11 protein-coding genes are annotated in these 12,904 nt (G+C 35.9%); 8 read left to right on the plus strand and 3 right to left on the minus strand.

Features of this window, described 5'->3' with window-relative positions:
* Nucleotides 1-97 precede the first annotated feature (97 nt).
* From BCR26_RS03545 to BCR26_RS03570, 6 genes are all read left to right on the plus strand, one after another.
* Entirely contained in the window at nucleotides 98-2,953 is a 2,856-nt protein-coding gene (locus tag BCR26_RS03545) for a sigma-54-dependent transcriptional regulator (protein WP_069697594.1), read from the plus strand.
* Between the two features lie 299 nt (nucleotides 2,954-3,252).
* Nucleotides 3,253-3,750: a mannose/fructose/sorbose PTS transporter subunit IIB gene (locus BCR26_RS03550; RefSeq protein WP_069697595.1), complete on the plus strand. Its 498-nt coding sequence runs from the start codon at nucleotides 3,253-3,255 to the stop codon at nucleotides 3,748-3,750.
* A gap of 296 nt (nucleotides 3,751-4,046) precedes the next feature.
* Nucleotides 4,047-5,039, plus strand: coding sequence for a mannose/fructose/sorbose PTS transporter subunit IIA (locus BCR26_RS03555; protein WP_069697596.1), 993 nt, complete (start codon nucleotides 4,047-4,049; stop codon nucleotides 5,037-5,039).
* A 33-nt stretch (nucleotides 5,040-5,072) separates the two neighbouring features.
* Nucleotides 5,073-5,876 carry a PTS mannose/fructose/sorbose transporter subunit IIC gene (locus BCR26_RS03560; protein WP_069697597.1) on the plus strand — a complete coding sequence of 268 codons (804 nt, stop codon included), beginning with the start codon at nucleotides 5,073-5,075 and terminating at the stop codon, nucleotides 5,874-5,876.
* A 99-nt stretch (nucleotides 5,877-5,975) separates the two neighbouring features.
* Nucleotides 5,976-6,887: a PTS system mannose/fructose/sorbose family transporter subunit IID gene (locus tag BCR26_RS03565; RefSeq protein WP_069697598.1), complete on the plus strand. Its 912-nt coding sequence runs from the start codon at nucleotides 5,976-5,978 to the stop codon at nucleotides 6,885-6,887.
* Nucleotides 6,888-7,035: 148 nt separating this feature from the next.
* Nucleotides 7,036-7,413, plus strand: a complete 378-nt coding sequence (locus BCR26_RS03570) for a DUF956 family protein (protein ID WP_069697599.1) — start codon at nucleotides 7,036-7,038, stop codon at nucleotides 7,411-7,413.
* A gap of 135 nt (nucleotides 7,414-7,548) precedes the next feature.
* Here the strand turns inward: BCR26_RS03570 and BCR26_RS03575 are convergent, their stop codons facing one another.
* Nucleotides 7,549-8,097 (minus strand): hypothetical protein, encoded by a 549-nt coding sequence (locus tag BCR26_RS03575; RefSeq protein ID WP_211272283.1) that lies wholly within the window; start codon nucleotides 8,095-8,097, stop codon nucleotides 7,549-7,551.
* 128 nt (nucleotides 8,098-8,225) lie between these two features.
* The gene (locus BCR26_RS03580) at nucleotides 8,226-9,038 is read right to left on the minus strand and encodes a DUF1129 domain-containing protein (protein WP_069697601.1); all 813 of its coding nucleotides are present in this window, start codon (nucleotides 9,036-9,038) and stop codon (nucleotides 8,226-8,228) included.
* Nucleotides 9,039-9,274: 236 nt separating this feature from the next.
* Between BCR26_RS03580 and BCR26_RS03585 the strand changes: the two genes are divergently transcribed.
* A complete protein-coding gene (locus BCR26_RS03585; RefSeq protein WP_069697602.1) occupies nucleotides 9,275-10,318 on the plus strand; it encodes a DUF5105 domain-containing protein in 1,044 nt (347 codons plus the stop codon).
* A gap of 138 nt (nucleotides 10,319-10,456) precedes the next feature.
* Here the strand turns inward: BCR26_RS03585 and BCR26_RS18910 are convergent, their stop codons facing one another.
* Nucleotides 10,457-11,377 (minus strand): hypothetical protein, encoded by a 921-nt coding sequence (locus BCR26_RS18910; RefSeq protein WP_245676909.1) that lies wholly within the window; start codon nucleotides 11,375-11,377, stop codon nucleotides 10,457-10,459.
* 528 nt (nucleotides 11,378-11,905) lie between these two features.
* Here BCR26_RS18910 and BCR26_RS03595 point away from each other — a divergent pair.
* Entirely contained in the window at nucleotides 11,906-12,481 is a 576-nt protein-coding gene (locus tag BCR26_RS03595; protein ID WP_069697603.1) for a TMEM175 family protein, read from the plus strand.
* Nucleotides 12,482-12,904: the final 423 nt, after the last annotated feature.

Genomic DNA, 12,904 nt, shown 5'->3' on the forward strand with positions numbered 1-12,904 from the left:
ACACTTGAATCCTGCTAGGTCCTCTTTTTACTGGGGTTTATAATTGCTTAATAGTCGAACTGTATTAGTGTATTTTTTGAAAAGGAATGGGTGAAATATGAAACGAAATGAGCGAATCTATCTTTATGTGAAAGAGCAGACGCATCACTTAACACCAGAAGATGTTTCTTTTGGTGCAGGAGTAACGACAAGTAGTGTCTCTGAAGCATTGGGTATTCAGCGAACAAATGCAAGTAAAGATCTAAATGAGCTAGTGCGTGATGGTTTATTAGAAAAAGTAGACGGTCGTCCAGTCAAATACATAGATATTGCGGTTTTTCGTCATCGTCCTTTGTCGAAACCAGTTAGTAGTTACTTAGAAAATAAAAAGCCGACCATTGTTGTTTCACCCAAAAGAGTTGAACGATCAGAAGAAGTAGAAGATATTTTTAAACGAATGATTGGTTCATCGGGTAGTATGAGAAATCCAGTAGAGCAAGCTAAAGCGGCGATTTTGTATCCTCCGAAAGGTCTAAATTGCTTAATAACAGGGCCCACCGGTTCTGGGAAAACTTATTTTGCTCATGCGATGTTTCAGTTTGCCCTTTTAAATCAGGTGGTGAGTTCAGAAAAAAAGTTGACAGTTTTTAATTGTGCTGACTATGCTCACAATCCCGAACTGTTGATGTCTCATTTATTTGGTTATGCGGAAGGTGCTTTTACTGGTGCAGTAAAGGCGAAAGAAGGGATTATCCATGAAGCAGATGGAGGAATCTTGTTTTTAGATGAAGTGCACCGTTTACCACCAGAAGGACAAGAAATGATTTTTTATTTTATGGATCAAGGAATTTATGCACGTCTAGGAGAAACGATCAAGAAACGGAAAGCAAATGTTCGAATTATTTGTGCCACAACAGAGAATCCAACTTCCTCGCTGTTGAATACATTTGTTAGAAGGATTCCTATTATTATTCAATTGCCGAATTTTGTTGATCGTCCAGCGAAAGAAAAAATTGATTTACTTAGAGCGATGATTTCAATGGAAGCTTCTCGCATTCAACGGAAAATTTCTCTGTCAGAAGACGTTGTTAAAGCGTTAATTGGTAGTGTCTCTTATGGAAATATTGGGCAGCTGAAATCGAATGTTCAATTAGTTACAGCGCGTAGTTTTTTAAATCATATGGACCAAGATGAATTAACGATTACTATGGATGAACTGTCAGATGGGATTAAAGAAGGAATGATGCAACTAGCAAGCAATCGAGATGCTCTAGCTGAGTTATCAAAGTATTTAGAGCCGCAAATGGTTGTTTCACCAAATGAGCCGTTAGTTACGATTCAGTCAGATTCCTATGAATTGCCTTATAATCTATATGAAATTATTGGTGACAAAGCGGCGTTGCTAAAATCAGATGGATTAGATCAAGAGGTTATCAATAATTTTATAACGACAGATATAAATGTCCATTTAAAATCTTTTTATAAAGATCATGGCTTTACTTTTGATACAGAAAATAAATTAGCAGAAATTGTTGATCAGCAGATTATTGACGTTACAAAAGAAATATATCTGTTTGCTCGAAAGCAATTATCCTATGATTTTCAATCTAATTTTATTTATGCAATGAGCCTGCATATCAGTTCTTTTTTGAAACGAATCCAAGTAGGAGAGCAGCGACAACATAAATTAAATGAAAATATTCGGAATATGGTACTAGATTATCCTAGAGAATTTGAAGTGGCTCAAGAAATTAAAGCAATTATTGAGTCCAATTATCAAATGACAATTCCTGATTCTGAAAGCTACTATTTGGCGGTATTGCTTATCTCTTTACGGGAAAATCAAGAAGTAGGTCGTATTGGTGTTGTAGTAGCAGCTCATGGAAAAAGTACCGCAACAAGCATGGTTCAGGTGGTTTCTCAATTACTTAATGTTGAAAACTTAAGAGCGGTAGATATGCCGTTAGAGATGCAACCGAAAGAAGCGTTGGCACAAATCATTAGTACGGTTGAAGAAGTCAATGAAGACAGTGGTGTGATTCTCTTAGTAGACATGGGATCGTTAGCGACTTTTACTGATGAGATTATGCGTCAAACAGGGATAGAAGTACGCACTGTGGACATGGTAACCACCCCGATTGTTTTAGAAACGGCTAGAAAAACGACCTTAATTGATACGAAACTAGATGATTTATATGATTCGTTGAAAAACTTTCAAGGCTATGCAGAAATCAAACAAGCACAAGACATAGATCCTTTAGCACCTTGGAAAAAAAGAGCTATTTTAGCTATTTGTGCTTCTGGAGAAGGAACGGCTAGAAGAATGAAGGAATTAATTGAAGCAACCGTTTCTCCACAAGTAGGATTAGAATTAGAAGTTCTGCCCTTGTCAATTGTCGATATGAAAGATCGATTGCCTAAAATAAAAGAAGATTATCAAATTATTGCTTCTACAGGTATTACAGATCCTAAAATTAATGCGCCGTTTATTTCAATGGAAACTTTTTTTTCTGGAGAAGCAGAAAGTATCTTAGACCGAATTTTAGTAGAGACAGAAATTTCAATTGAAAAGCAAGAACTGAATGAAGAAATGGCTAAAAAAGTTTGTATGGATTATATGGAACAGAGCTTTACTTTTATTAATCCTAAAAAGGTCATCGACCCTTTGTGGTCTTTTGCAGACATAATCACAACAAAACTAGGTTTGGTAACTAATTATTCACTATATATTAACTTGACGATGCACCTTGCCGGATCATTGGAAAGAATGCTTAGGAATGATTCACTAACTGTGGAAGCAGAAGAATTAGAAAAAATAAAACAAGAGCCGATATATGATGTTGTTGCAAAAGCAGTTCTATTTTTGAATAGAACATTTAATCTGGTCTTTTCATTAGAAGAAACCTACTATATTGTTCATTTGATAAACAATGCTATATTGAATGAAGAAAGCAATACAGACAATACACTATAAAAAATACACAAAAGAGATACACTAATTAGTGTATCTCTTTTGTGTATTTTTTAAGAAAAGCTTATCAATTCAGTGTTTTTAACAAATACACTAATTTTGGCACGAAACTTGCTTAATATATGGGTGAATGTCATAGAAACAAAGATTTATTAAATTATTCTGACAAAGTTCTATCGTTATTTTGGCAATTCGGACAATAACATAGTATTTTATATTTAAGGAATAGTTAAAAGAGGTATGGTTTAAGGAACAAAAGTCTTGTGTTGGGGTCAAGAAATATAACTAAGGGAGAAAGAACCATGGTAATGGATATTCGTTTGGCTCGAATAGATGATCGTCTAATTCATGGCCAAGTGGCAACGGTTTGGGCCAAAAGCACTAATGTCAATCGTATTTTGGTTGTTAGTGATGCAGTTGCTCACGATACCTTGAGAAAATCCTTGCTAATACAGGCTGCGCCACCGGGAGTAAAGGTCAATGTGATTACGGTTAAAAAAATGATTGAAGTCTTTCCCGATCCTCGTTTTGATTCGTTTGACGCAATGCTATTGTTTACAAATCCGAAAGATGTCCAACGCGTAGTCCAAGGTGGCATTAAATTAACGACTGTAAATATTGGTGGCATGAGTTTTTCAATGGGAAAAAAGATGATTACGAATGCAGTTGCTGTAGATGAAGAGGATATCGAAGCTTTTAAATATTTAAACAACGAAGGAATTGAATTAGAAATTCGAAAAGTTGTAGCAGATAGTCAAGTAAATTTGATGGAACTTCTGAAAAAAGAACAATTATTGTAAGTGAATTTAAACAAGCGTTTAATTGTCTTCTTTTTCAGGTTTCTATATAAATCGATTGTTGCTAATCGCCAATTAGTGCCGTTTTTGACAAGTTTTGAGAGGAAGTGGGTCTGTTAGGAGAGTAGCAATGATACAAATGTAGTACTTTATTCTGAAACTATTAGGTAAACATAGCACTAAAAAATTTGATGTAGTTTTTCCCTAAAATTTAATTCAGTATTTTTTGACCGTTGTTTATAAAGTAGAAGAAAAATAAAAGCTACAAAAAAATTAGAACTTATAGGAGGGATCAAAACATGGTAGGAATTATTTTGGCTAGCCATGGAGAATTCGCCGAGGGTATCTTACAATCCGGCGCCATGATTTTTGGTGAGCAGGAAAAAGTGCGGGCAGTTACGTTAATGCCTAGCGAAGGCCCAGATGATTTGAAGGCGAGATTACAGGAAGCAGTTGCATCTTTTGATGCAGATGATGATGTATTATTTTTAGTTGATCTTTGGGGAGGAACACCATTTAACCAAGCAAATAGTCTGTTTGAAGAGCATAAAGACAAATGGGCAATTGTTAGTGGCTTGAACTTACCAATGTTAATTGAAGCATATTCTTCAAGATTTTCAATGAACTCAGCACATGATATTGCTGCACATGTTGTTAATGTGGCAAAAGAAGGTGTCAAAGTGAAACCAGAAGAATTAGAACCTGCTGAAGCAGCAGTAGCTAAAGTTGAAGATACACAACCTAAAGGTGCATTACCAGAAGGAACTGTTGTCGGCGATGGAAAAATTAAATATGTCTTAGCACGTGTTGACTCTCGTTTGTTGCATGGACAAGTAGCGACTGCATGGACAAAATCAACGTTGCCAAATCGTATTATTGTTGTTTCAGATGCAGTATCTAAAGATGATCTTCGGAAAAAACTAATTGAACAAGCGGCTCCTCCAGGAGTTAAAGCAAATGTTGTGCCAATTAGCAAAATGATTGAGGTAGCAAAAGACCCTCGTTTTGGTGGAACGAAAGCATTATTATTGTTTGAAAATCCAGAAGACGTGCTTACAGCAGTTGAAGGCGGCGTAGAAATTACAGAAGTAAATGTAGGCTCTATGGCACATTCGGTTGGAAAAGTGGTTGTGAGTAAAGTGTTATCTATGGGACAAGAAGATGTTGAAGCTTTCGACAAAATGAAAGAAATGGGCATTAAATTTGATGTACGTAAAGTGCCAAATGATTCCCAAGACAACATGGATGACCTCATCAAAAAAGCGAAATCTGAGTTAGCTCAAGCAAAATAACACGACAAATTCAATAAAAATAGGAGGCTTATCATGTCTATTATATCAATAGTTTTAGTAATATTAGTTGCCTTTCTAGCTGGTATGGAAGGTATTTTGGATGAATTTCAGTTCCATCAACCATTAGTGGCATGTACATTAATTGGTTTAGTAACAGGGAATTTAGAAGCAGGGATTGTTTTAGGGGGTACCCTTCAAATGATCGCACTTGGATGGGCGAATATTGGTGCAGCAGTAGCACCCGACGCTGCATTAGCATCAGTTGCATCAGCAATTATTTTAGTTTTAGGTGGTCAAGGTGTCAAAGGTGTTCCTTCAGCAATCGCAATTGCAGTTCCATTAGCGGTAGCTGGTTTATTTTTAACAATGGTTGTTCGTACACTTGCAGTGCCAATTGTCCATATGATGGATGCGGCAGCAGAAAAAGGCGATTTCAAAAAAATTGAAATATTACACATTTTAGCAGTGTGTATGCAAGGGGTTCGTATTGCAATTCCAGCAGCAGCACTTCTATTCATTCCTGCACATACCGTTCAAGCGGCATTAGAATCAATGCCTGCATGGTTAACAGAAGGTATGGCTATCGGTGGTGGAATGGTCGTAGCTGTAGGGTACGCATTGGTAATCAATATGATGGCAACAAAAGAAGTTTGGCCATTTTTCGTTATCGGTTTCGTGGTAGCAGCAATTTCTCAATTAACGCTAATCGCACTAGGTGCATTAGGTGTTGCTTTAGCACTTATTTACTTGAACCTTTCTAAAATGGGTGGTTCTTCTAACGGTGGCGGAGGAAGCAATTCAGGCGATCCGCTTGGCGATATCTTGAATGATTATTAACCAAAAAAATATACGGAACAAAGTCGAACTGCATTCGATTTGTATCATGCCTCTAGGAACGAAAGCTTCTAAGAGTCATGACAAAGGAGGAGAAGAGCAATGGCAGAAAAAATTGAATTAACCAAAAAAGATCGTTTAGCTGTTGCATGGCGTTCTACATTTATCCAAGGATCTTGGAACTATGAACGTATGCAAAATGGTGGCTGGGCATTTGCAATGATTCCAGCAATCAAGAAATTATATAAATCAAAAGAAGATCGTTCAATGGCGTTAAAACGTCACTTAGAATTCTTTAATACTCACCCATATATTGCTTCCCCAATTTTGGGTGTTACTTTAGCACTTGAAGAAGAACGTGCAAATGGCGCTCCTGTGGATGATGTAGCTATTCAAGGGGTTAAAGTAGGGATGATGGGTCCTTTAGCGGGTGTTGGTGATCCAGTATTCTGGTTTACTATTCGTCCAATGCTAGGAGCTTTAGGAGCTTCATTAGCCATCGGCGGAAATATCCTTGGACCTATTATTTTCTTTGTAGCTTGGAACTTGATTCGTTGGGGCTTCATGTGGTATACCCAAGAGTTTGGTTATAAAGCAGGTTCTAAAATTACCGAAGATTTATCAGGTGGCTTATTGCAAGATGTAACAAAAGGTGCCTCTATCTTAGGAATGTTCGTACTAGCGGCGTTAGTGCAGCGGTGGGTGTCAATCAAGTTCATTCCGGTTGTTTCGACCGTTAAGCTGGACAAAGGGGCTTATATTGAGTGGGACAAAATCCCGATGAGTGGAGCTGGACTTCAACAAGCTTTCAAAGATGTAGGTAGTGGTCTTTCATTGACGCCAGAAAAAGTAACAACTTTGCAAGATAACTTGGATCAATTAATCCCAGGATTAGCAGCGTTGTTATTAACCTTTGGATGTATGTGGTTACTGAAGAAAAAAGTATCACCAATCGTTATTATCCTTGGTTTATTCTTAGTCGGCGTGGTTGGTCACGTGTTTAAACTTCTATAATTTGTCTTTACTCAGGCTGGGACAGTGAAATTTCCCAGTCTGTTTTTACATAATGTTAGGTTAAATAGTATTACGTTTTTCCAATGGATTAATCGTTGTAATGCACGTATAATGAACCTATGGAAATAATAGAAATGGAGCAGAATCAATGGTTCAATCACTTAATACAAAAATAGATTTAGTCATGAATGCCACCGCTTTTACCGGGCTTACCGATTATGGTGAAATTATGGTAGGGGATAAAGGTTTTGAGTTTTACAATTCTCGTGATGCACGAAAATTTATTCAAATTCCTTGGGAAGAAGTAGATTATGTGATTGCTTCTGTAATGTTTAAAGGCAAATGGATTCCCCGTTATGCCATTCAGACGAAGAAAAATGGGACTTTTACGTTCTCATCCAAACAACCCAAAAAAGTGCTTCGAGCAATTGGCGAATATATTGCTGCTGACCATATGGTACAGTCTCTCGGTTTTTTTGACGTCATCAAGCGTGCCTTTCGATCAAAGCGCAAGAAAAAGCAATAGCTAAGAGAGCCAATGTATTTGTTGGATGATTGAAAATAATCATCATAAATGAAAAGCATTCTCGTCTTTTGTTTCAACAAAAAATAGGGGAAGGCAAAACTCAAAAAGTTTTGTCTTCCCCTATTAACAGTTAACTTATTGAGGATTCACACAGTTTCCAGCGTTGCGACCATGTTGACCACCAGCACCAGAACCATCATGAAGACCATTTCCGCCACCACGATGTCCTTGCCCCATCCCTTGACCAGCACCATTTCCTAGTCCAGCTCCCTGACCGGTACCATTTCCAGCACCAGTACCATCACAAATCCCTGTTCCGTTCCCTTGTCCATTTCCTAGTCCAACACCAGTACCTTGCCCAACACCAGTACCGTCACAATTTGCTTGATTTTGCTGAATCGTTTCAACAACTTGAGTTGCTTGTTCTTCTGTAATTTGACCAGCATCGATTTTTTCAGCAAGGCGAGCTTTTTTATTTGCTAATACTTGTTGTTGGAATTCAGAAAGTTTTCCAGCTTCTTTAGCAATTGTTCCTAAACGTTTTCCTTGGGCACGCCCAGTATCTGCAACTTTCTTATTTGCTACGGAACATAACACATCATAATTACTTTGATGTTGTCCCGCATAAGCGATACTTCCGCCAGCAAACATAGCTGCCATTAACCCGACTGTCAATAAACTCATTATTCGTTTTTTCACATGAAGCACATCCTTTTTCTATTTTAATTATAGTATAGATAGAATATGTGACAAAAATGTGACGTATTGACAAGCTATTAAAAATAAAGAAAAGAAAGTGAAAAGAATGTTCCCTAATTTTGTGAATGATTCTTTTGATTGGTAGAAAGAGAAAGCAAAGGCATTGTGAAAACAACTACTAGTAGAATTATTGAAAATAATAGCTTACTGAAATCAGATAAGGTTAAAGGATTTATGATTTTTAAGAGAACTGAAAGTTCTAAAAGGATAAAAATAATAGTTGGAAAAATTTCGCTAAAATAGCTTCCAGAGCGGTAATAGTGTACTAAAATAAAACTTGAAAAAATCAATAGAATCAAAGCAAATAATTGATGAGAAATAATTGTTACAGGCCCAATTCCATTCATTTTATCATTAATGATTGGAACGATGACTGCACCGATCCAACAAAGTAAACTTAAAAAACTAAAAAGATATTGTTTTCGTTTAAAAGAACGATATTTCAAAGAATGAAGCAAGAAGTACATAGCAACTATTAGGAATAAAATAGGCAGTCCTGTTTTAAAGAGACCGATTGTAACGACTGGTTCCATTAAAGTATCGATTAACTTGATTTGCACTAAAATAAAGAAAATCATTAAAAAGAGGGTTAAGTTTCCCATTAAAGATTCTTTTGGTAGTTCAGCAATCAAAGCGTCACCAATTTCTTGCGGTCCTTTCCCAAAAAATTCTTCAGCGGTACGCCCATTTTTTTGTGCCTCTAAAAGATCTTGAAGAATTTCCAACATCACTTCTTCCGTTTTTTGCTCATCTATGTTTAAGGTAAGGCGGACATGGGTTAAGAGTTCTTCGTAATAGCGTTTATTGTCATCGTTTAGTTGTTTTCGTAAAACATTGTTTTGTTGAATCATTTCTTTATTGTTCATATGTGATTCCTTTCTGTCCGGGGTGGTTTTTTTATAAACTCCCTTATTTTAAAACATACTACTATTTTGTTGAGTTGTAAAGCAGTGTAGAAAAAAATCAGCAAGAGTAAGTCTAAAATAGCCAGTAACTCTCGCTTTTTTCAAAAAATTAGATAATAAATAATAAAATTGATAAAAATGTTGGGACTTTCCGTAGTATGATAAGTAGGTTAGAATAAATTTTGGAGGAAAAAATTTTGAAAAAAATAAGAGTTGTTTTTTTTGCTATAACAGCAATTGCTTTATTAGCAGGGTGTAGCACAAATAAAAAGGAAAAAGTAGCAGCCGTTACAATCGATGGTGGGGAATACATTTTGCCACAAGACGAAAGTACTTCAGAGGGCGAAGGATTTTTAGCTTTAGAAGTGACTTTGAAAAATGAAACAAGTAAAAGTTTAGATATTAGCAAATCTGATATTATGTTATATGATGAAGATGATAGCAAAATAGAAGCAATAGATGTCTACCCAGAAGAAGGAAGCAAAACTAAATTCTTTTCATATGAAAAGCTTTCGGGAAATAAATCAAAGACAGGGTATGTAGTGTTTCCGGTAAATAAAGAAGAAAAATATAAATTGCATTTTGAGCCAATGATTTTTGATACAGAAAAAGAAGCAGAACCAATTATTTTGGAGGTAGATGCTTCAAAATATAAAGATCATTCAAAAGAAGTATTGAAAGCAGCTACTGGATTTGTAGATGAAGTATTTTTAGCCAAAGAAAATAAAAGCTATGAGAAATTAGTTACGAATAATAAAGAAGAAGCGATTAAAAATTTTGATTCTAACTTTACAAAAAATTTAAAAGATAAGTTTTATGATTACAAGCCAACAGAACAAGAAGCTAGCGCTATTGCTAAGGTACTTAGAGAAACAAATGGAAAAGTGGGTAAGGTAGCATATGAATTATTTTATTTTTCACCAGATATGGCTACTGTTTTAGTAAATGTTGAAGCAGTAACCTTTAAAGAAATGAGATCAGCAATGACAGAAGTGCAAAATAAATTTTCAGAGCAAGCAAGTGACATGAGTTTTGAAGAGGAAATGAGATTAGCAGAAAAAGCAGTCGTCGATCAGTTGCCCGAAATCATAAAAACTACAACACCTGTTGAAATTGATTCATACGGAGATGGTTTCAGAATGCTTCTTAAAAAGAATGGTAAAGGGAAATGGGAGGTTCAAACAAAAGGAACAACTGCTAGATTTGATAGTTTGGAACAACCTTTTAGAGGGGACTATTAATAAATAAAAACAATCATTTTAGCCATTTCAAGGTTAAGATGATTGTTTTTTTATTTATACGAAAAAAGCAAATATGAAAAATCCATTTGCTTTTTTAGAACAGATCAAAATTTTTTTGAACTAAGAGCCAGTAACTACTTAATAATATCTACGGCCACAACGATTGCGATTAGATGGACCAGAAATAGCTTTAACAATCCACACGATAATAGCGATTGGAAGAACTACTTTAATACCAAACCAAAGTAACCCACCTAAAAGCCCCATTACGATACTTAAAATAATGCTAGCTGCAAAGAAAAATCCGATAACCATTAAAATTTTCACAAAGATTGATTGTTGTCCCATTTTGATAACCTCCATTTTTTTCTGTCTTTCAATAAATAAAGTATACCAAGAATAAATCGAAGGAACATCCACCTTAAGACTGATTTTGCTGTGAATCACTGTGATTACCATGAAATGGTAGAACAGATGATGAACAGTACACTTCACTCCGTTACGCTCACAACAATTTCTAAAAGCTAAAGCATTAAGAATTGAAGGAAGGCGAGAGAAAGGAGCGTTGTCACCCCAGCCTCGAATCACTGTGATTACCATGAAAAGGTAGAACAGATGATGAACAGTACACTTCACTCCGTTACGCTCACAACAATTTCTAAAAGCTAAAGCATTAAGAATTGAAGGAAGGCGAGAGAAAGGAGCGTTGTCACCCCAGCCTCGAATCACTGTGATTACCATGAAAAGGTAGAACAGATGATGAACAGTACACTTCACTCCGTTACGCTCACAACAATTTCTAAAAGCTAAAGCATTAAGAATTGAAGGAAGGCGAGAGAAAGGAGCGTTGTCACCCCAGCCTCGAATCACTGTGATTACCATGAAAAGGTAGAACAGATGATGAACAGTACACTTCACTCCGTTACGCTCACAACAATTTCTAAAAGCTAAAGCATTAAGAATTGAAGGAAGGCGAGAGAAAGGAGCGTTGTCACCCCAGCCCCGAATCACTGTGATTACCATGAAAAGGTAGAACAGATGATGAACAGCACACTTCACTCCGTTTCGCTCACAACAATTTCTAAAAGCTAAAGCATTAAGAATTGAAGGAAGGCGAGAGAAAGGAGCGTTGTCACCCCAGCCCCCGAATCACTGTGATTACCATGAAAAGGTAGAACAGATGATGAACAGTACACTTCACTCCGTTCTAATCACTACGCATAAAACATGCTAGAATTGAAGGTCTTCGCTAAGCTTTGATCGTATAGTTGTAAATCACTGCAAGCAGATGATGCACAATATAAAGTAGCTAAAAAAACTGTACTCCCTTTTTACACGGCATATTAAACATGTAAAAATTGAATGAAGGCAAACAAAGCGAGGGTTACCTCAGTTGCTTTGAATCAAGAAATGCAGCGAGTCATTTTTTCTCATCTAATAATAGTCATGATTGCTTTAAAAAATCGTAATTAGACGATAAGAAGAAAATCAGTGCTATTCTATTTACTTAACTTTAAGAAACACTCAGGTTGAATAATTGCATTTATTGAAAAAGGACGTAAAATAATTAATTAAGGAGTGAGAGCGATGTCTAAAGGGAGAATCGAAATTTTCACAGATGGAGTAGTAGCTATTGTGATGACCCTGTTGGTGTTAGAACTTAAACAGCCTAAGGAAGGGACTTGGCAAAGTTTACTTGGTGTAGAAAGACATTTTATCATTTATATAGTAAGCTTTGTTATGTTAGCAATCTACTGGAATAACCACCACCATATGTTTCAATTAGTTCATAAAGTTGATGGGAGAGTTTTGTGGGCAAATAATTTTTTTCTGTTTACCTTAACCTTATTTCCATTTACTACCGCTTGGGTAGGAGAATTTTCAGAAAATCTAGCACCACAAATTACTTATGGAATGATTATGATGTTAGCAAATATCTCCTATTTAATTTTGACAACTGAATTAATTCGGGTAAATGGAAATAATTCTGAATTAGCTAAAGTTTTTGAAAATCAACGTAAATCTTATTTATCTATAGGTTTAAATGTGTTGGGGTTATTTCTAGGATGGTATATTCATCCGTACTTAGTATTAATTGTAAATATTGTGATTCTTTTGATGTGGTTTATTCCAGATAAGAGAATTGAAAAACATTATAAATAGTGCTAGCAGCAAAGAGAAGGTGGGACAAAACCACTTCTTTTTATTTGGTTTTAGGGATAATGAAGAGGATGGGACAAAACTAAAAATCAGTTTTACTTTATCCTTTAAATCTGAATAAACGGTGGTCAAAAATCTGGGTCTTCGGAAATTTCCCGAAAATCACTCAATGGATAAAGCGCATTGTGCGCTTTTGGATTCAAGTTCTTGCCCCAGAAGGACTTCTGCCTCAACCTCGTCTATATTTCTCATTTTTTTCCTGTATTTGTTCATTTTATGAAAACCTGTAGACGCTTTTTTAAGGTAAAATAGAACATGATTGATAAAAATGGAGACTGGTATGGCTATATAAAAGGGTGTAGGAGTAGCACTAAATTAATGTTTTGGGATTAGTTTATTTGTTAGGGAGCCAAATTGTTAGCTTAA

The sequence above is a fragment of the Enterococcus rivorum genome (assembly GCF_001742285.1).
Classification (GTDB): domain Bacteria; phylum Bacillota; class Bacilli; order Lactobacillales; family Enterococcaceae; genus Enterococcus_L; species Enterococcus_L rivorum.

What these genes read in the sequence shown, in the direction of transcription:
- BCR26_RS03545 (WP_069697594.1), top strand. Translation starts at nt 98, where the DNA reads ATGAAACGAAATGAGCGAATCTATCTTTATGTGAAAGAGCAGACGCAT.
- BCR26_RS03550 (WP_069697595.1), top strand. Translation starts at nt 3,253, where the DNA reads ATGGTAATGGATATTCGTTTGGCTCGAATAGATGATCGTCTAATTCAT.
- BCR26_RS03555 (WP_069697596.1), top strand. Translation starts at nt 4,047, where the DNA reads ATGGTAGGAATTATTTTGGCTAGCCATGGAGAATTCGCCGAGGGTATC.
- BCR26_RS03560 (WP_069697597.1), top strand. Translation starts at nt 5,073, where the DNA reads ATGTCTATTATATCAATAGTTTTAGTAATATTAGTTGCCTTTCTAGCT.
- BCR26_RS03565 (WP_069697598.1), top strand. Translation starts at nt 5,976, where the DNA reads ATGGCAGAAAAAATTGAATTAACCAAAAAAGATCGTTTAGCTGTTGCA.
- BCR26_RS03570 (WP_069697599.1), top strand. Translation starts at nt 7,036, where the DNA reads ATGGTTCAATCACTTAATACAAAAATAGATTTAGTCATGAATGCCACC.
- BCR26_RS03575 (WP_211272283.1), bottom strand. Translation starts at nt 8,097, where the DNA reads ATGAGTTTATTGACAGTCGGGTTAATGGCAGCTATGTTTGCTGGCGGA.
- BCR26_RS03580 (WP_069697601.1), bottom strand. Translation starts at nt 9,038, where the DNA reads ATGAACAATAAAGAAATGATTCAACAAAACAATGTTTTACGAAAACAA.
- BCR26_RS03595 (WP_069697603.1), top strand. Translation starts at nt 11,906, where the DNA reads ATGTCTAAAGGGAGAATCGAAATTTTCACAGATGGAGTAGTAGCTATT.